The 18,449-nt window shown below is 67.4% G+C and carries 18 protein-coding genes and 1 tRNA gene; 7 read left to right on the top strand and 12 right to left on the bottom strand.

The genetic code is table 11. The features are described from left to right. Window positions 1-5: 5 nt before the first annotated feature. The 6 genes from sphst_RS19265 to sphst_RS19240 form a co-directional block, all read right to left on the bottom strand. Window positions 6-1,136, bottom strand: coding sequence for a calcium:proton antiporter (locus sphst_RS19265; RefSeq protein WP_197975092.1), 1,131 nt, complete (start codon window positions 1,134-1,136; stop codon window positions 6-8). A gap of 204 nt (window positions 1,137-1,340) precedes the next feature. After that, window positions 1,341-2,606 carry an ATP-dependent Clp protease ATP-binding subunit ClpX gene (gene clpX, locus sphst_RS19260; RefSeq protein ID WP_031396414.1) on the bottom strand — a complete coding sequence of 422 codons (1,266 nt, stop codon included), beginning with the start codon at window positions 2,604-2,606 and terminating at the stop codon, window positions 1,341-1,343. A gap of 108 nt (window positions 2,607-2,714) precedes the next feature. Then, window positions 2,715-3,404 carry an ATP-dependent Clp protease proteolytic subunit gene (locus tag sphst_RS19255; protein WP_031396413.1) on the bottom strand — a complete coding sequence of 230 codons (690 nt, stop codon included), beginning with the start codon at window positions 3,402-3,404 and terminating at the stop codon, window positions 2,715-2,717. Between the two features lie 115 nt (window positions 3,405-3,519). Further along, window positions 3,520-4,446, bottom strand: coding sequence for a glycosyltransferase family 2 protein (locus sphst_RS19250; RefSeq protein ID WP_031396412.1), 927 nt, complete (start codon window positions 4,444-4,446; stop codon window positions 3,520-3,522). A 211-nt stretch (window positions 4,447-4,657) separates the two neighbouring features. Then, on the bottom strand, window positions 4,658-6,301 hold the full coding sequence (gene tig, locus sphst_RS19245) for a trigger factor (protein ID WP_031396411.1): 1,644 nt from the start codon (window positions 6,299-6,301) through the stop codon (window positions 4,658-4,660). A gap of 69 nt (window positions 6,302-6,370) precedes the next feature. After that, window positions 6,371-6,455, bottom strand: a tRNA-Leu gene (locus sphst_RS19240). Window positions 6,456-6,578: 123 nt separating this feature from the next. Between sphst_RS19240 and sphst_RS20980 the strand changes: the two genes are divergently transcribed. The 3 genes from sphst_RS20980 to sphst_RS19230 are packed head-to-tail and all read left to right on the top strand — an operon-like array spanning window position 6,579 to window position 7,684. After that, window positions 6,579-6,734, top strand: a complete 156-nt coding sequence (locus tag sphst_RS20980; RefSeq protein ID WP_166747620.1) for a hypothetical protein — start codon at window positions 6,579-6,581, stop codon at window positions 6,732-6,734. Between the two features lie 2 nt (window positions 6,735-6,736). Further along, on the top strand, window positions 6,737-6,955 hold the full coding sequence (locus tag sphst_RS19235; protein WP_031396410.1) for a hypothetical protein: 219 nt from the start codon (window positions 6,737-6,739) through the stop codon (window positions 6,953-6,955). Between the two features lie 60 nt (window positions 6,956-7,015). Beyond that, window positions 7,016-7,684, top strand: a complete 669-nt coding sequence (locus tag sphst_RS19230) for a retropepsin-like aspartic protease family protein (RefSeq protein WP_234387754.1) — start codon at window positions 7,016-7,018, stop codon at window positions 7,682-7,684. A gap of 262 nt (window positions 7,685-7,946) precedes the next feature. Here the strand turns inward: sphst_RS19230 and gatB are convergent, their stop codons facing one another. From gatB to gatC, 4 genes are read right to left on the bottom strand one after another with little or no spacing between them, the layout of a single operon-like run. Then, a complete protein-coding gene (gatB, locus tag sphst_RS19225) occupies window positions 7,947-9,428 on the bottom strand; it encodes an Asp-tRNA(Asn)/Glu-tRNA(Gln) amidotransferase subunit GatB (protein WP_031396408.1) in 1,482 nt (493 codons plus the stop codon). After that, a complete protein-coding gene (locus sphst_RS19220) occupies window positions 9,425-9,841 on the bottom strand; it encodes a hypothetical protein (protein ID WP_234387753.1) in 417 nt (138 codons plus the stop codon). Before sphst_RS19220 ends, gatB begins: the two co-directional genes overlap by 4 nt. Continuing rightward, the gene (gene gatA / locus sphst_RS19215; RefSeq protein WP_031396406.1) at window positions 9,835-11,331 is read right to left on the bottom strand and encodes an Asp-tRNA(Asn)/Glu-tRNA(Gln) amidotransferase subunit GatA; all 1,497 of its coding nucleotides are present in this window, start codon (window positions 11,329-11,331) and stop codon (window positions 9,835-9,837) included. Before gatA ends, sphst_RS19220 begins: the two co-directional genes overlap by 7 nt. Beyond that, window positions 11,331-11,633 carry an Asp-tRNA(Asn)/Glu-tRNA(Gln) amidotransferase subunit GatC gene (gene gatC, locus sphst_RS19210; RefSeq protein WP_031396405.1) on the bottom strand — a complete coding sequence of 101 codons (303 nt, stop codon included), beginning with the start codon at window positions 11,631-11,633 and terminating at the stop codon, window positions 11,331-11,333. Before gatC ends, gatA begins: the two co-directional genes overlap by 1 nt. Before the next feature lie 127 nt (window positions 11,634-11,760). Between gatC and sphst_RS19205 the strand changes: the two genes are divergently transcribed. Further along, window positions 11,761-12,870, top strand: a complete 1,110-nt coding sequence (locus sphst_RS19205) for a DUF3089 domain-containing protein (protein WP_031396404.1) — start codon at window positions 11,761-11,763, stop codon at window positions 12,868-12,870. Continuing rightward, window positions 12,867-13,334, top strand: coding sequence for a Holliday junction resolvase RuvX (ruvX, locus tag sphst_RS19200; protein WP_031396403.1), 468 nt, complete (start codon window positions 12,867-12,869; stop codon window positions 13,332-13,334). Before sphst_RS19205 ends, ruvX begins: the two co-directional genes overlap by 4 nt. On the opposite strand, the gene sphst_RS19195 is transcribed toward ruvX, so the two are convergent. Then, a complete protein-coding gene (locus tag sphst_RS19195) occupies window positions 13,331-14,872 on the bottom strand; it encodes a hypothetical protein (RefSeq protein WP_051916687.1) in 1,542 nt (513 codons plus the stop codon). The two genes, ruvX and sphst_RS19195, sit on opposite strands and share 4 nt — an antisense overlap. Window positions 14,873-14,973: 101 nt before the next feature. Between sphst_RS19195 and sphst_RS19190 the strand changes: the two genes are divergently transcribed. Both sphst_RS19190 and sphst_RS19185 read left to right on the top strand, forming a co-directional pair. Continuing rightward, window positions 14,974-15,960, top strand: a complete 987-nt coding sequence (locus sphst_RS19190; protein ID WP_056680280.1) for an aspartate carbamoyltransferase catalytic subunit — start codon at window positions 14,974-14,976, stop codon at window positions 15,958-15,960. After that, window positions 15,957-17,174, top strand: a complete 1,218-nt coding sequence (locus sphst_RS19185; RefSeq protein WP_107046002.1) for a dihydroorotase — start codon at window positions 15,957-15,959, stop codon at window positions 17,172-17,174. The genes sphst_RS19190 and sphst_RS19185 overlap by 4 nt, the downstream gene beginning before the upstream one ends. A 31-nt stretch (window positions 17,175-17,205) precedes the next feature. Here sphst_RS19185 and sphst_RS19180 read toward each other — a convergent pair. Beyond that, window positions 17,206-18,449: SPOR domain-containing protein (locus tag sphst_RS19180; protein ID WP_325049511.1), on the bottom strand; the 1,244-nt coding region annotated here is incomplete at its 5' end.

Raw genomic sequence — 18,449 nt, 5'->3', positions numbered from 1 at the left:
CGCCCCTAGGGCACGACCGTCGTGAACAGATAGGCGGCGAAGATCACGAGGTGGAGGACGCCCTGCAGCACGGTCGTGCGTCCGGTGCCGAGCGACAGCGTCGCCACGAAAAGCGACAGCGCGAGCAGCGTCATCCCCTTGGCGTCGATCCCCAGCGCAAGCGGCAGGTCGAGCACGAGTGAGACGATCGCGACGCTCGGAATCGTCAGCCCGATCGTCGCCAGCGCGGAGCCCAGTGCAAGATTGAGGCTGGTCTGCAACCGGTTGCGCCGCGCCGCCTTGTACGCGGCGAGGCTCTCGGGCGCGAGCACCAGCGCGGCGATCACCACCCCGACGACTGCGAGCGGCAGGCCCGCGCCGAGCACGGCGGCCTCGATCGTCGGTGACAGCGTCTTGGCAAGCAGGACGACCGACACCAGAGCCGCGAGCAGCATGCCGAACGCGATTCCCGTCGCGCGCTGTGATGGCGGGGCGGCGTGCGCGTGTGTCTCAAGGTCCTCGGCGGAGGGCAGGAAATAGTCGCGATGCCGGACCGTCTGGACCAGCACGAACGTACCGTAGAGCACCAGCGAGACGATCGCGACGAACACCAGCTGCGACGGCGCATAGGTCGGCCCGGTCGTCGACGAGGTGTAGTTGGGCAGGATGAGCGACAGCACCGACATCGCCGCCAGTACGCCCAGCGCCGCGCTCATCCCCTTCAACGTGAAACGCTGTTCGTGATGTCGCACCGCGCCCGCGAGCAGGCAGAGCCCGATGATGAAGTTGAGGATGATCATGATCGCGGCGAACACCGTGTCGCGCGCGAGCGCCGCGGCGTCCCCGGCATCCGACAGCATGAGCGACACAATCAGCGACACCTCGATCACCGTCACCGCGATCGCGAGCACGAGCGTGCCGAACGGCTCGCCGACCTTGTGCGCGATGACCTCGGCATGGTGAACCGCGGCGAGCACGCTGGCGATCAGCACCACGATCGCCGCCGCCGTCCCGATCGACCCCATCTTGGCAAGGCCGAAGAGCACCGCGACGAGCCCCAGGCCGGGTGCGATCAGCGTCCAGACCGGCAATGCCAGCCGGTCCGGCATCGTCTCCACCACCGTTACCTTCGGTTGTTCAGCCACTTCGATCGTCATGCGGTCTCCCTCGTTGCACTAAGACAACGAATGCCCGACGCCCCGATAAGGGTCCGTCCCGCTGTCGATCCACCGCCCACGCGGCCGCGAACGCGCGCCCCGTCATCCTGACGTTCGTCAGGATGACGGACAATGAAGCGCCTTCCCGGAACAAAAAAAGGGCGCCGATCGCTCGACGCCCCTTCTCACCAGTATCGCCGCGGATCAGGCCGCGTCGCCGGCCTTCTTCTTCTCGGCATAGACGCGGATCGGTTCCTTGCGGCCCTCGATCACGTCCTTGTCGATCATCACCTCGTCGACACCGTCCATGCCGGGCAGGTCGAACATCGTGTCGAGCAGGATGCTCTCGAGGATCGAGCGAAGTCCGCGTGCACCGGTCTTGCGTTCGATGCCCTTCTTGGCGACCGAGACCAGCGCGTCGTCGGTGAAACCGAGCGCGACGTCCTCCATCTCGAACAGCTTCTGGTACTGTTTGACCAGCGCGTTCTTCGGCTCCTTCAGAATCTTCACCAGCGCGTCGACATCGAGATCCTCGAGCGTCGCGATCACCGGCAGACGACCGACGAACTCGGGGATCAAACCGAACTTGAGCAGATCCTCAGGCTCGACCGACTTCAGCGTCTCGCCCGTCTTGCGCTCGTCGGGCCCGGCGACATAGGCGCCGAAGCCGATCGACTTGCCCTGCAGACGATCGCCGATGATCTTCTCGAGACCCGAAAATGCACCGCCGCAGATGAACAGGATGTTCGTCGTGTCCACCTGCAGGAATTCCTGCTGCGGATGCTTGCGACCGCCCTGCGGCGGAACGCTCGCGGTCGTGCCTTCCATCAGCTTGAGCAGCGCCTGCTGCACGCCCTCGCCCGACACGTCGCGCGTGATCGAGGGATTCTCGGCCTTGCGGCTGATCTTGTCGATCTCGTCAATATAGACGATCCCGCGCTGCGCCCGCTCGACATTGTAGTCGGAGGCCTGGAGCAGCTTGAGGATGATGTTCTCGACATCCTCACCGACATAGCCGGCCTCGGTCAGCGTCGTCGCATCGGCCATCGTGAACGGCACGTCGAGGATGCGGGCGAGCGTTTGCGCGAGCAGCGTCTTGCCGCAACCCGTCGGCCCGACGAGCAGGATGTTCGACTTTGACAGCTCGACATCGGCACCCTTGGCGCCGTGGTTGAGCCGCTTGTAGTGATTGTGCACCGCCACCGACAGGACGCGCTTGGCGCGCTTCTGGCCGATCACATAATCGTCGAGGACGTCGCAGATCTCCTGCGGAGTCGGCACGCCGCCGTCCTTCTTGGACACCAAAGCCGACTTCGTTTCCTCACGGATGATGTCGTTGCATAGCTCGACGCACTCGTCGCAGATGAAGACCGTCGGCCCGGCGATCAGCTTGCGCACCTCGTGCTGCGACTTGCCGCAGAACGAGCAATAGAGGGTGCTCTTCGAGTCGCCACCGCTCAGCTTCGTCATTCAATCACCTCTCGCGCATGTCGGTGCGCGTGCCGTTTCCGGGGCGGTCATCGTAACGCACCCCGGATATCCTACAATCAAATAAACCCGCCAGGCTTACGATTCGCCTTATGCAGGCTTCGCCGCGTCGTCCGCGGGGGCGGGACGCTTGTCGAAAACCTCGTCGACCAGACCGAAATCCTTCGCTTCATTCGCTTCGAGGAACGTGTCGCGATCCATCCGGCGTTCGATCTCCTCGATTGGCTGACCGGTATACTGCGAATAGAGCTCGTTCATCCGCTTGCGGATGCGCAGGATCTCGCGCGCCTGGATCTCGATGTCGCTCGCCATGCCCTGTGCACCGCCCGATGGCTGATGGATCATGATACGCGCGTTGGTCATCGCGACGCGCATGCCGGGTTCACCGCTCGCGAGCAGGAAGCTGCCCATCGAGGCGGCCTGGCCGATGCACACCGTGCCGACGCGCGGACGGATATACCGCATCGTATCATGGATCGCCATGCCCGCCGTGACGACACCGCCCGGCGAGTTGATATACATGAAGATGTCCTTCTTCGGGTTCTCGGACTCGAGGAAGAGGAGCTGGGCGGTGATCAGCGAGGCCATGCCGTCCTCGACGCCGCCCGTCACGAAGATGATGCGCTCGCGCAGCAGGCGCGAGAAGATGTCGAACGAGCGCTCACCGCGGTTCGACTGCTCGATAACGATGGGAACAAGGCCTGCTTGCGTCTGCTGCAGGCCGAGCCCGGCGCTGGCCAACGGGCTCGCGAAATCGCCGGTCTCGAACGGATTGTGCATGGAAATCTCTCTTATGCCCCAGTGAACCGCCAACATCGGCGCTCACACGGGGGAGTTCAAGCCCTGCTACCCCTCAGGAGAACCACCTACCCCCCGCCCCTTCCGAGAGCGGGAGTCAGACGCCAGGCGCGGGGTAGGCCAGGTAGGCCAGCCGCCGGACTTCGCGGCGACCGCGGACGACGGTGTCGAGGATCAGCCCGGTAAAGACGTTCAGCGCGGCGAAGATGCCGAGCCCGGTGATCAGGATTGCGGTCGGGAAGCGCGGCACCTGATGGATTTCGAGATAGGTGAGCACCAGCGGGATACCGAGCAGCAGCGCGAGCAGCGCGAACGCCCCGCCGATCGCGCCGAAGAACCACAAGGGCCGCTCGATCCGGTACAGCGTCATGATCGTCCGCAGGATCCGCCAGCCGTCGGCGTACGTGCTCAGCTTCGATTCGGACCCCTCGGGGCGCGCGAAATAGGGCGTCTCGACCTCGCCGATCGGCATCTTGAGTTCGAGCGCGTGGACGCTGATCTCGGTCTCGATCTCGAACCCCGCCGACAGCGACGGGAAGCTCTTCACGAACCGCCGCGAGAAGACGCGGTAGCCCGACAGGATATCGGTGAAGCTGCGCCCGAACAGCCGCGCGAGCATGCCCGTGAGCAGCGCGTTGCCGAACCGGTGCCCGCGACGATAGCTTTCCTGGACCTGGCTGATCCGCGAGCCGACGACCATGTCGAGCTGCTCGTCGAGCACGCGCGCGACCAGCGCCGGCGCGGATGCCGCGTCATAGGTCGCGTCGCCGTCCGCCATGACGTAGATATCGGCGTCGATGTCCGCGAACATCCGCCGGACGACTGCGCCCTTGCCCTGGATCCGTTCGGTCCGGACGACGCCCCCCGCCGCGCGGGCGACCGCCACCGTGCGGTCGGCGCTGTTGTTGTCGTAGACGTAGATCGTCGCGCCGGGCAGCGCGGCACGGAACCCCGCTACCGTCTGCGCGATCGCAGCCTCTTCGTTGTAGCAGGGCAGCAGGACGGCGATTCTCGGTTCGGTCATGCCCTGCCCTGTACAGTCGAAGACGGCGTAACGATCAACGCGTCTTCCAATCAACGCAAATCCCCGGCGGCGGCAGGGGCCCAGTTGGGGAAGGTCCATAACGAAGCTTTGCGCGCCGTCACAGCAACCTTTCCAACTGGACCCCGGCCTCCGCCGGGGAAGTGGCCCGAAAACGGGGGGAGTGCCTCAGCGACGAGGCACTCCGATCGGCTTACGCCTCGGTCTTGGTCGCCGCCTTCTTCGCGCGCGGCTTCTTGGCCGGCGCGTCGGCAGCTTCCGTGCCCTCAGCATTTTCAGCCGCGACCGGCGACGATTCCATCACGGCCGTCTCGGCCTCGACCGGAGCCGCCTTCTTCTTGGCGGGAGCCTTCTTGGCAGGCTTGGCCTCGTCCGCGGCGTCCGAAGCGGGCGCCTCGTCCGTCACCGCTGCGTCGTCGGCAGGTGCTGCCTTCTTCTTGGCGGCAGCCTTCTTCTTCGGCTTGTGGTTGTCGTGGTCATGCACGTGCGTGCCGCTGGCGAAACCGTCCTCGCTCTCGATCGCGGCTTCCAGCTCCTCGCGGGTGGCTTCGCGGTCGGTGATCTCGGCCTTCTCGAACAGGAAGTCGACGACCTTGTCCTCGTACAGCGGGGCACGCAGCTGGGCAGCGGCCATCGGCTCGGACTGGACATACTGCATGAACTGCTGGCGCTGCTCGGCGGGATACTGCTGCGCAGCTTGGGCGAGCAGACGCTGCATTTCCTGGTTGGAAACCTCGACGCCGTTCGCCTGGCCGATCTCGGACAGCAGCAGGCCAAGGCGCACGCGACGCTCGGCGATCTTGCGGTAATCGTCACGCTCGCCTTCCATCTCGGCCATTGCGGCCTCGGGATCGGCTTCGTGCGTGGCTTCGTGCTGGAGCTGCGACCAGATCTGGTTGAACTCGGCTTCCACCATCGACGGCGGAACCTCGAAGTCATGACCCTCGGCGAGCTGGTCGAGCAGCTTGCGCTTCATGTGCGTGCGCGTGAGCCCGTTATGCTCCTGCTCGATCTGACCCTTGAGCAGGCCCGAAAGCTGCTCGAGGCTCTCGAGACCCAGCGACTTGGCAAGATCCTCGTCGATCTTGCTCTCGCCCGCGGTCTTCACCGACTTGACGGTGATGTCGAACGTCGCCGGCTGACCCGCGAGCGACTTCTCCTGATACTCCTCGGGGAAGGTCACGTTCAGGACCTTCTCCTCGCCGGTCTTCACGCCGACGAGCTGATCCTCGAAGCCGGGGATCAGACGTCCTGCACCGAGCTCGACGCCCATGTCGGTGCCGGTGCCGCCGTCGAACGCGACGCCATCGGCGGTCTTGCCGACGAAATCGACGGTGACGAGGTCGCCCATCGCCGCGACATAATCGTCAGCAGCGTCGTCCCACTTCTTCTGCTGGTCGGCGAACTTCTGGAGCTGCTCGGTGACCGCCTCGTCGGCGACGGGCACGGTCAGCCGCTCGAGCTTCAGGCCGTCGATCGCGGGTGCGGGGACCTGCGGCAGGACCTCCATCTCGACCTTGACGACCGCGTCCTTGCCGAGGTCATAGCCGTCTTCCAGCTCGACCGAGGGCTGCATCGCGGGACGCAGCTGCTTTTCGGCGACGAGGCTCTGCACGCCTTCCTGGATCGCGGCGTTCAGCGCGTCCTGCGTCAGCGCGGGGCCGTGCATCTTGCGGATGAGGTTTGCCGGCACCTTGCCCGGACGGAAGCCCGGCATCTTCATCTGCGGCGCAAGGCGCTTCAGCTCGACATCGACCTTCGAATCGATATCCTTCGCAGTGATGGTGAGGGTGTAGGCGCGCTTGAGGCCCTCGTTCAACGTCTCGACAGTCTGCATGTCCGGCCTTTGTCTAAAAGAGCATTCGGGAAAAATTCATCTGGCGGTCGCCCCGCCAGTGCGGCGGAGTGGTGCGGGCGAAGGGACTCGAACCCCCACATCTTGCGATGGCAGGACCTAAACCTGCTGCGTCTACCAGTTCCGCCACGCCCGCACAGGACATCGCCGTAGCGGGCGCGTCTATACCAACGTTGTATCCCGGGGCAAGCACGCAAGGTAAGTCGGTGGGCAACTCGATACGATCGTGCGCGTTGATGCAGAAGAAGGAGAGAGCATCATGGCTACCCAACCCCCAGCAGAATTCCCGACGCCCTCGTCGCCTGCCGAGCCGACGACGCCGCCGCCCGAGTTCAATCCACCCGCGCCGGACATCGACGTTCCCGATCCGGGCGCGCCCTCGACCGATCCCGCCCCCATCCAGCCAGAGTTCTGATCATGGCCGATCCCCATGCGGGCACCAATCCCGAAACCCGCCCCGAGGACCGTGACGCGGACACGCGCAGCGATATCGAGCAGGCGGTACAGTCGCGCTCCGATGCGGTCGAACGCGGCGAAGGCGGCGACGAGCCCGAGACGTTCACCCAGACGGGCATGCCCGACGGCGTCGGCGGCACCGGCGGCGTGATCAAGAACCAGGATTCGGACGCGCAATAAGCCGCGCCGGTCAGCAACCATAAATGCGGGGGTGGATAGCACAGGCTGTCCACCCCCTTCTTGCAGGAACCGCCCATTTCCACGCCCGCCAGCACCCCGCTTTTCGGGCTGCTCCCCGACCTGGCCCAGCATCAGACGCTGTACGTGGCACTCGGGGTCGCGGTGCTGGTCTTCGTCCTTGCGCAGCGGATCCCGATCCTGCGGACGGTCGTCAATCTCGTGATGACGCTGGCGCTGGTCGGTCTGCTGTTCGTCGCGATCGGCCAGCGCAGCCAGTTCGATCCCTATCTCGGCAAGATCGCCAAGCTGCTGCGGATCGAGGACCAGACCGTCGTCGGTGGCGAGGTGCGGATCCGCATGTCGCCCGACGGCCATTTCTGGGCGCGGGCGCGGATCGACGGGGTCGAGCGCCGGTTGCTGATCGACAGCGGTGCGACGATCACCGCGATTTCGACGAAGACGGCCGACGCCGCGGGGATCGATGCGCGGACGAGCGTGGTGCCGATCGTGCTTCAGACCGCGAATGGTGCGATTCCCGCGCAGTCTGGCCGCATCGGCGAACTGAAGCTCGGCGCGATCGTCGCGCGCGACCTTCAGGTCGTGGTGTCGCCGGCGTTCGGCGACACCAACGTGCTGGGGATGAACTTCCTGTCGCGACTCGCATCATGGCGGGTCGAGGAGAATGTGCTGATCCTGGTGCCGCACCATCCGCAGAAGGTGGCGGCGTAACGCCGAGCTGGGCTCAAGCTCTCGCCCCTAACCTCGCACTTACCACCACCCCGGCGAAGGCCGGGGTCCAGTTGGAGAGGTCGTAGTAACGGTGCACCGCGCTTGATCAGAAACGTCCCCCAATTGGACCCCGGCCTTCGCCGGGGTGGTGAAGTTCTGGGCACCAGCCCCCTGATCGTTCTCCCGCGAAGGCGGGGGCCCAGAATTCCAGTAGCGCTGCGATTCGTCACCCTGGGCTCCCGCCTTCGCGGGAGAACAGGGCTTACGGCGCCACCGACTCCCCAAGCGCGGTCTTCAGCACCTCGTTCACCACCGCCGGATTGGCCTTGCCCCCCATCGCCTTCATCGTCTGGCCGACGAAGAACCCGAACAGCTTGTCCTTGCCGCCGCGGTAATCCGCGACCTTGTCCGCGTTCGCGGCCATCACCTCGGCGATGACCTTTTCGATCGCGCCGGTGTCGCTGGTCTGCTTCAGCCCGCGATCCTCGACGACCTTGGCCGCGCCGTCGCCAGTCTCGAGCATCACCTCGAACACCTGCTTGGCGAGGCTGCCCGACAGCGTGCCGTCGGCGATCAGCCCGAGCAGTTCGGCTGCCTGCGCCGGCGACACCGGCGAGTTGGAAATATCCTTGCCCGTCCGGTTGAGCGCACCGAACAGCTCCGACGTCGTCCAGTTCGCCGCCGCCGCCGGCTTCACGCCCGCATCGAGCAACGCATCGAACCAGCGCGCCGCCTCGACCTCGGCGGTCAGCACCGTGGCCTGATAGGCGGTGATGCCGAGCGCCTCATAGCGCGCGCGCTTCGCGTCGGGCAGTTCGGGGAGCGACGCGCGGCATTCCTCGAGGAACGCATCGTCGAGCACCAGCGGCAACAGGTCCGGATCGGGGAAGTAGCGGTAATCATGCGCGTCTTCCTTCGACCGCATCGACCGAGTCTCGTTGCGATCGGGATCGTAGAGTCGCGTCTCCTGGACGATCTTGCCACCGGCCTCGAGCACCTCCACCTGGCGCCTGGCCTCCTGCTCGACCACCGCCATCACGAAGCGCACCGAATTGACGTTCTTCGTCTCGGTCCGCGTGCCGAGTTCGTCGCCGGGCTTGCGCACGCTGACATTGACGTCGGCGCGCATCGAGCCCTCTTCCATGTTGCCGTCGCACGATCCGACATAGCGCAGGATCGACCGCAACTTGCGCAGATACGCCCCCGTTTCCGCGGGCGATGCGAGATCGGGCTTCGACACGATCTCCATCAGCGCGACGCCCGAGCGATTGAGATCGACATAGGACTGGGTCGGATGCTGATCGTGCATCAGCTTGCCCGCATCCTGCTCGACATGGATGCGCTCGACGCCGATCCGCTTGCCCGCGGCATCGGGGTTCTTCTCGTCGAGGCTGATGTCGATCGCGCCTTCGCCGACGATCGGATGATAAAGCTGGCTGATCTGATAGCCCTGCGGCAGATCGGCGTAGAAATAATTCTTCCGGTCGAACCGCGACCATTTGTTGATCTGCGCCTCGATCGCCATGCCGGTGCGCACCGCCTGGCGGATGCATTCGCGGTTTGGCACCGGCAGCATGCCGGGCATCGCCGCGTCGACGAGGCTGACCTGCGTGTTGGGCTCGGCCCCGAACGCGGTCGCCGCGCCCGAGAACAGCTTGGCGTTCGACGTCACCTGCGCATGGACTTCGAGGCCGATCACGACCTCCCACTCGCCGGTTTCGCCCTGAATGCGATAGTCGCTCATATCCGGTTCCGATGATGAATATAGTTGATCGCGGTCAGTGCCGCGTTGCTGCCGAGCAGGCCGACCACCCAGCATGCCGAAAGAATACGCAGGATCGCGCCCTCGAAACCGAGCACCAGCGCCTCGTGATGCGCGGCCGCGGCGGCACCGCCGGCCAGCACCAGGAACACCGCGCCCAGCCGGTAATCGCCGCGCAAAATCACGCTGTTGCCGACGCAAAGGCACAGGATGAACACCGCGAGCCCGAGAAAGAAGCGCGCGAGCACGGCGTGATCGAACGGCCGGTTGTCGATCTCGGTCAACGACACGCCGACATAGGCGCTGAGGATCGCCCCGAACGCGACGTTGAGCGCGTTCTGCGCCTCGCGCAGCACGGCGACGTTGCGCGTGACGAAGACGCGATCGGTTACCACCACGCCTCGGGCCGGGCGGTGAACCCCGCCCGCTGCTCGATCGCGAGCCCGGCGTTCAGCACGCCCTGCTCGTCGAGCGGCTTGCCGATGATCTGAAGCCCAAGCGGCAGGCCCTGCTTGTCGAGACCACCCGGCACCGACATCGCGGGCAGACCCGCGAGCGACGACGGCACGGTGAAGACGTCGTTCAGGTACATCGCGATCGGATCGGCCGACTTCTCGCCGAGCGCGAACGCCGCTGATGGTGCGGTCGGGGTGAGCAGGACGTCGCACGTCTCCCACGCCTTTTCGAAATCGCGCGCGATCAGCGTCCGGATCTTCTGCGCCTGCGTGTAATAGGCGTCGTAGTAACCGGCCGAGAGCACATAGGTGCCGATCATGATGCGACGCTTCACCTCGGGGCCGAAGCCGTCGGCGCGTGTCGCCGCGTACATGTCCTGCAGGCCCGATCCGGCCGGCAGGTCACGGATGCCGTAGCGCACGCCGTCATAGCGCGCGAGGTTCGACGACGCCTCGGCCGGCGCGATGATGTAATAGGCGGGCAGCGCGTATTTGGTGTGCGGGAGCGAGACCTCGACGATGGTCGCGCCGGCATCTTTCAGCCAGTCGATGCCCTTCTGCCAGAGCGCCTCGATCTCCTCGGGCATGTTCTCGACGCGGTATTCCTTGGGGATACCGACGCGCAGGCCCGCGAGGCTGGCCGACAGGCCCGCTTCCCACTTGGGCACGTCGAGCTGGAGCGAGGTGCCGTCCTTCGAATCGAACCCGGCCATCGCCTCGAGCAGGATCGCGCAGTCGCGGACGTCACGCGCCATCGGCCCCGCCTGGTCAAGCGACGAGGCGAACGCGATCGTCCCCCAGCGCGAGCAGCGGCCATAGGTCGGCTTGATGCCCGAAATACCGGTAAAGGCGGCAGGCTGGCGGATCGAGCCGCCGGTATCGGTGCCGGTCGCGCCGGGGCACAGCCGCGCGGCGACCGCCGACGACGAACCACCCGACGACCCGCCGGGTGCGAGCGCGGCGTTGCCCCCCACTCCATTGGCGTCGTTGCGCTTCCAGGGTGAGATCACGTTACCGAACGCGGAGGTCTCGTTCGACGACCCCATCGCGAACTGGTCCATGTTCAGCTTGCCGAGCATCCCCGCGCCCGCATCCCACAGATTCTGCGAGACGGTCGACTCATAGGTCGGCGTGAAGCCTTCGAGGATATGGCTCGCCGCGGTCGTCGTGACGCCCTTGGTGCAGAACAGGTCCTTCATGCCGATCGGGACGCCGGCCAGCGGCTTGAGCGTCTCGCCGGCGGCGCGCGCGGTATCGGCGGCGGTGGCGGCGGCGATCGCATGCTCGGGCGTCTCGACCAGGAACGCGTTGAGCGCCTTGGCCTGGCTCACCTTGACGATGAACGCGTCGGCGACGTCGCGCGCCGAAAAGCTGCCGTCGCGCACGCCGTCGCGGATGCCGGCGATGCCGAGATCGGTAAGGTCGGTCATTATTCGATCACCTTGGGCACGGCGAAGAAGCCATGTTCAGCTACGGGCGCATTGGCCAGCACCTGCTCGCGGATATTGCCGCCGGTCAGCGGATCGGCGTTGACGACGTCGTCGCGCAGCCGCAGCGTGTTGGGGATGACGGCGGTCATCGGCTCGACGCCGGTCGTATCGACCTCGCCCAGCATCTCGATCCAGCCAAGGATGTTTCCGAGTTCCGGCGCCATGCGGGCGGCGTCCTCGTCGGTGATCGCGATGCGCGCAAGGCTCGCGATCCGCTTCACGGTTGCAGTATCTACGGACATGGCGCTCGGCTAGCACCGCGCGACGCGGCGGCGCAACACCCTTCGTGTTCCCCCGCGGAAACGCACCCGTTGCAACCGCGCCGCGCATGCGGCACGGGGACGCCACCGCCTGCACGGAAGGTCCCGCTTGGCCCGCAAGTTTCTCTATTTCGTCACCGCGATGATCGTCCTCGCGATCGCCGCGCTGCTCGCCTATCGCCTGTACGGGACCGAGCTGATGCGGATCGCGATGGTCCCGAGCGAGACGTTCCAGGCGCAGCGCAAGGCGCCGGCGAACATCTATGCGCGCAAGATCCTGTGGCTCGCGCGTCCCGACCGTCCCGGCAACCCCGCGCTCTGGACACCCGAAGGCTACGCACCCGGCACCCCGGGAACGGGCGCGGCGATCTTCTTCATCCACCCGACCTCGTACATCAGCCGCGATCACTGGAACGCGCCGATCGACGATCCCGAGACCAATGCGCGCGCGGAACTGTTCCTGCGCGGCCAAGCAAGCGCGTTCAACGGCGCGGGCGACATCTGGGCGCCGCGTTACCGCCAGGCGACGTTCGGCGCGTTCCTGACCAGCGAGGCCGACAGCGAACGCGCGCTCGCGCTCGCGTACGGCGACGTCACCGCCGCGTTCGACCGGTTCCTCAAGGAAGCCGGCCCGACCCGCCCGATCATCCTCGCCGGACATAGCCAGGGTGCGCTCCACCTCACCCGGCTGCTGCGTGACCGGATCGCGACCGACCCGAAACTGAAGGCGCGGATCGTCGCCGCCTATGTCGTCGGCTGGCCCGTCTCGCGCGTCACCGATCTGCCGCGGATGGGTCTGGCCGAATGCCGCAGCGACGATCAGACCGGCTGCATCCTGTCGTGGGAGAGCTTCGCCGAGCCCGCCGATCCGTCGCTGGTCGTCGAGACCTATGACCGGACCACCGGGTTCGACGGGCAACCGCGCAAGGGCACGCCGATGATCTGCACCAACCCGCTGACCGGGACAGCCGATGCCGGCGCGCCAGCGACCGCCAATCTCGGCACGCTCGTGCCCTCCGCCGACCTGTCGAGCGCGACGCTGTCGGTCGGCAACGTGCCCGCGCGCTGCGGCGACCGGGGTATCCTGCTGATCGGCGAGGGCCCCGATCTCGGGCCTTACGTGCTCCCCGGCAACAATTATCACGTGTACGACTATCCGCTGTTCTGGGCGAATGTGCGCGCGGACGCCAACCGCCGTCTTGCGGCGTTCACGCGATGATCACGCTCTCCCCCGCGCAGTTCCGTGATGCGCTCCCTAATGGCGGACGGCTGATCGGCCTCGACGTCGGTACCAAGACGATCGGCACCGCGCTGTGCGATGCCGGCTGGAGCTTCGCGAGCCCCGCGCTGCTGATCCGCCGCACCAAGTTCCAGAAGGACAAGGCCGCGCTCGCCGAGATGATCGCGGCGCAGAAGGTCGTCGGGCTCGTCATCGGCCTGCCGATCAACCTCGACGGCAGCGAAAGCCCGCGCTCGCAATCGACGCGGGCGTTCGCGCAGAACCTCAAGGACATGGGGTTGCCGATCCTGCTGCAGGACGAACGCTGGTCGACCGTCGCGGTCACGCGCACGCTGATCGAACAGGACGCCAGCCGCGCCAAGCGCGCCGAGCTGGTCGACAAGATGGCGGCGGCGTACATCCTCCAGGGCGCGATCGACGCGCTGGTGACCGCGCAGATCTAGCGGACGACGCGGTAGAGCGTCGACGTGCCGTTCGTCCACACGACGCGCAGGTCGCCCGCCTGCGCCACCCCGGGCGGAAACCCCAGCGTCCAGACATGCGTGAACGCCCCGCGGGGAAACCGGGCGATCGCACGGTTGAAGCCGAAGGGCGTCGTCGCGCAATGCATCGCATAGACGCTCTGCGACGGATCCCGGGCAAAGGGTTCGGCCTCGACATAGCGGACTTTGAGCAACTGCTGGCCGGCCAGCGCCCATTGTGAATTGGTGAACACGTCGCGGCGGACGATGGCCATTCCGGGAAGCTGATCGCGGCGCAGCTCGCTCCACGCAGTGTCGCAGGGCCGCGCGACGAGCGACAATATCGCCGCACCGCGGGGCATCGCTGCGATCGCGCGCAGCTCGCTCTGCTGCTCGCCCGACCGCAGGACGAAGCTCAGCGTCGTCCCGCCGAGCCGCACGACGCAGAAGAGCAATCCGGCAAGCGCGAGCGCGCGACCGAACCGCGCCTCTGCGACCGGCGCCACCGCAATCAGCGCGAGCATCAGGGCGGCGGGCGCCATTCGCATATCGACATACGCCCCGCCCATCATCAGCTGAGGCAAGGCCAGAAACGCGCCGGCACACAGGAGCGCGGGCCAGCCGAGCAGCGGCGAGAAGCGGAGCCTGGGGCTGCGCGCCGCGGCGTATAGAAGCACGGCGGGCGCGAGCAGCGATCCCACATCGAACCACTCCCAGCGATCGCGCAGGATCGACAGCAGGTACACCGTCTTCGCGGGCAGTGCGAACCAGCCATCGGTCGCCAACTCGGCCCCCGGTTGCCTCATCATGACCATCGCCGCGATCGGAAGGGCCAGCGGCACGCACTGCAGGACCACGCCCGGCACCGCGTCGGCCCATCCCCGCCCCGACTCGCGCTGTCGCGCCAGCTCGGCGCCCGCTGCCATCAGCCCGAACATGCCCCAGCCGAAACTGTGAGTCACCCAGAGCATCGCGCCGACCGGCCCGAACAGGACGGCACGCACTGCGAGACGGCGCTGACGGCCAAGCCGGATCCACCCTGCCAGCGCGCAGAATGCCAGCGCCTGCGACAAGGTGAAGTTGACGAAACCGAACTGGAACGGCCAGGCATAGGTAAGGGGCAGCACGAAAATGGCGGTGGGGGGAAGTCGTCCATGCGCCTCGCGGGCCGCCCACAACAGCCCCGTGGCCGTCAGCATGGGAATGGCGATGACCGCGACCTTGGCGGCGGGTTCGAACCCGAAAACGCGCGCCAGCGCGGGCACTAGCAGATCCATCCCCAGATTGGGGATCAGCGACCAGGCGAAGGCATAATAGCGGGCAAGATAGGGCGAGCTCGGCAACGCGATCGAGATGTGCCAGCGCCCCATATGCCCCGGCAGATCGCCGAGCGGCGGCAGCGCGGGCCACAGCAACGGCACCGCCGTCACGAGCACGAGCGCGGTGGCAAACCATGCGGTTTCCCACCACGGCCGCGAACGCAGGGTCGTATCGCCCGTATCGGTAAGATTGCCGTGCATGCCGCCCCCTTGCCACAGCCAGCCTAAAGCGAGGTTAACCATGCGTGCGAACGAAGCCAAACCTTGCCCCCGCCGCTGCAGCCCACTACCCAGCGCGCTTGATGCAACGTTCAGATCACCGCCCCGCCACCCTCATCGAGGGCGGCGCCGTCTTCCCGCACCGGCACCTGACCGGGATCGACGGGCTCCAGCCGCACGAGATCGCGTTCCTGCTCGACGAGGCCGAAACCTGGGTCGAGGCGAACCGCACCCATGCGACGCCCGACAAGCGGCTCGCCGGGCTCACGCAGATCAACGCGTTCTTCGAGAACAGCACGCGGACTTTGCTGTCGTTCGAGATCGCGGGCAAGCGGCTCGGCGCCGACGTCGTCAACATGCACGCCGCGCAGTCGAGCGTGAAGAAGGGCGAGACGCTGATCGACACCGCGATGACGCTGAACGCGATGCGCGCCGACGTCATCGTCATCCGCCATATGGCGAGCGGTGCGGTGCGGCTGATCGCCGACAAGGTCGACTGCCCCGTCCTGAACGCAGGCGACGGCCGCCACGAACATCCGACCCAGGCGCTGCTCGACGCGCTGACGATCCGCCGCCGTCGCGGGTCGATCGCGGGGCAGCGCGTCGTGATCTGCGGCGACGTGCTGCACAGCCGCGTCGCGCGGTCGAACATCCTCGCACTCACCGCGCTCGCCGCCGAGGTCCGCGTCTGCGCGCCGTCGACGCTGATGCCCGCGGCGATCCACAAGATGGGGGTCACCCCGTTCACCGATTTCGATGCCGCGCTGGAGGGCGCCGACGTGGTCATGATGCTGCGCCTGCAGAACGAGCGGATGGACGGCGCGTACGTGCCCTCCACGCGCGAATACCGGATGCGCTACGGCCTGACGCTCGAACGGCTCGCGCGCGCGGCGCCCGATGCGCTGGTGATGCACCCCGGGCCGATGAACCGCGGCGTCGAGATCGATTCGGCGGTCGCCGACCATGCCCGCTCGGCGATCACCGAGCAGGTCGAGATGGGCGTCGCGGTCCGCATGGCGTGCCTCGACGTGCTGACCCGCCGCGCGCGCGGCGTGGAGGGCTGGGCATGATCCTCGCGCTCACCAATGCGACGCTCGTCTGCCCGGTCGGCGGCATCGCCAAGGGCAATCTCCTGATTCGCGACGGCGTCGTCGTCGCGACCGGGCTGGTCGAGATCCCCGCCGATGCGCAGACGATCGACTGCGCGGGCAAGACGCTCGCTCCCGGCATCGTCGATCTGGGCGTGGCGAGGATCGACCGGGCCGCGTTCCGCGCGGGCGGCATCGTCCGCGTCGGGCTGATGCCCGACCAGTCGCCGGTGCTGGACGATCCCGGCATCGTCCAGCGCGCCGCGCTGATCGGCAAGCCCGACCTGTGGATCCACCCGATCGCCGCCGCGACTCAGGCGCTCGCCGGGCATGACCTTGCCGAGATGGCGGTCTGCCTGTCAGCGGGTGCGCGCGCGGTCGGCACCGGCAAGGGCTGGATCGCCGACAGTGGCGTCATGCACCGCGTGCTCGCCTATGCGCGCGACCTCGACATCGCGGTCGTCACGCACGCCGAGGACGGCGGATTGACCGCGGGCGCCGTCGCGACCGCAGGCGAGACTGCGACCCGGCTCGGCCTGCCCGCCGCCCCCGCGATCGCCGAGGCGCTCGCGATCGCGCGCGACCTGATGCTGGCCGAGGACACCGGTGCGCGGCTTCACATCCGCCAGGTGACGACCGCCGCGGGCTTCGACCTGATCCGTGCTGCCAAGCGTCGCGGTGTGGCGGTGACCTGCGGCATCACGCCCGCGCATCTCCATTTGTCCGATATCGCGGTCAGCGATTTCCGCAGCTTCGCGCATCTCTCGCCGCCGCTCAGGAGCGAATCGGATCGCCAGGCGGCGCTGGCGGCGGTCGCCGACGGCACGATCGACGTGATCTGCTCGGCGCATGATCCGCGCGGGCCCGAGGAAAAGCGCCTGCCCTTCGCCGATTCGAGCGCCGGGATGGCTGGGGCCGAGACGCTGCTACCGCTCGCGCTGATGCTGGTGCGCGACGAACGGGTCACGCTGTCGCGGCTGTTTACACTGCTGAGCCGCAACCCGGCTGCGGTGCTCGGGCTCGACACCGGGACGCTTGAAGTCGGCAAGCCCGCCGATCTGCTGCTGTTCGACGATCAGGCGCCGTGGCAGATCACCGGCGACGCGTTCGCCGCCAGCGCGAACAACACGCCGTTCGACGGCCTGCCCGTGCAGGGCAAGGTACTGCGCGTCTGGAAAGGCGGCCGCGAGATCTGACGGGCATTGCGCGCCGGATCTCGCCTGTCAGTCAGCGGGTCGCGACCTCGACGCCGCCGCCGCGCAGCCACTGCGCCATCTGGTCGCCGGCGCCCTGTCGCACGAAACAGGCGCCACCGGTCGCGCGGTAGCGGCGGCAGACCTGATTGGCCTCGTCGCGACCGAACCCGCCAACCGACAGGCGGTAATAGGCCTCGCCATTCGTCCTGAACGCCATGCCGTTGGGCTGGCGGCCGGAGAAGCCGTCGAAGCGACGCGTGGCCTGGCTCCAGGCGGCCTTGGCGACGCCGGCATTGTCATAGGCGCCGATCTGGACATACCAGTCGCCCGTCCCCGCCGGGATCGCGCGCACGCCGCGTTGCGCACGCGCGGCCAGCACGGCGCCCTCACCGCGGCTGGCGAGCATCGTCGGCATGCCGCCGGGCAGGGCCTGGACGACTTCGCGCGGCGCGGCGAAGGTGATCCTCGACGGGGCTGAAGTCGATCCCGCTTCGGCCAGCGCGACGGGACGCGCGCTGCGTTCGACCGCGGCCAGCGCCTCGATCGGCGAGACCGTCGGCATGAGCGGTGCGCGGTTGAGCGCGAGCGCGGCGGGCTGGCCGGCATCGGCGATCGCGCGCACGCCTAGCAGGCCGGCGACCTGATCATATGACGTCGTCGGCTGTGCGAAACGGGCCCATTGTTCGAGCCTCGCATCGACCTCGGTCGGCGCGAGATCGGCGGCGGCGACGACGCGCGCGGCCTGCCACTGGCCCGCCAGCGCGAGCGCGAGCGCAAGGTTCTGCCGGGCCTTGGCATTGCTTTCCGATGACCGCGCGACCTCGGTCAGCAGCCCGATCGCGCCGCCGGCATCGCCCGCCAGCGCCAGCGCGAGGCCACGATCGCTCGGCGGTATGATCGATGCGTTGCGTTCGAGCGTCTGCCGCGCGCCCTGCGTGTCGCCACCGGCGATCTGCGTCAGCGCCAGGTTGAGCGCCGCCTTCCCGTCCGCCGGCGACAGCGCCAGCACATCGGCAAACCCCTGCCGCGCCGAGGTGAACCGCCCCGCCTGGAGATAGCCCTGTGCAAGCAGCAGCCGATACGCCGCCGATTGCGGCATCATCGCCACCGCCGCCTCGGCGAAATAGACCGCGGCGCCGCCATCGTGCCGGGCCAGCGCGACCTCTGCACGGTGCGCGTTCACCGCGCCCGCCTTGGCTTCGAGATCGGCGTTGCGATCGCTCGCTGAGGCGAGGCCGCGGCCGGTCTCGCCCGCGCTGCACCCGACCATCGTGC

The organism is Sphingomonas sp. STIS6.2 (genome assembly GCF_000732685.2).
In the GTDB taxonomy this organism is placed as follows: domain Bacteria; phylum Pseudomonadota; class Alphaproteobacteria; order Sphingomonadales; family Sphingomonadaceae; genus Sphingomonas; species Sphingomonas aerolata.
This window is presented reverse-complemented; position numbering and strand designations above follow the sequence as displayed.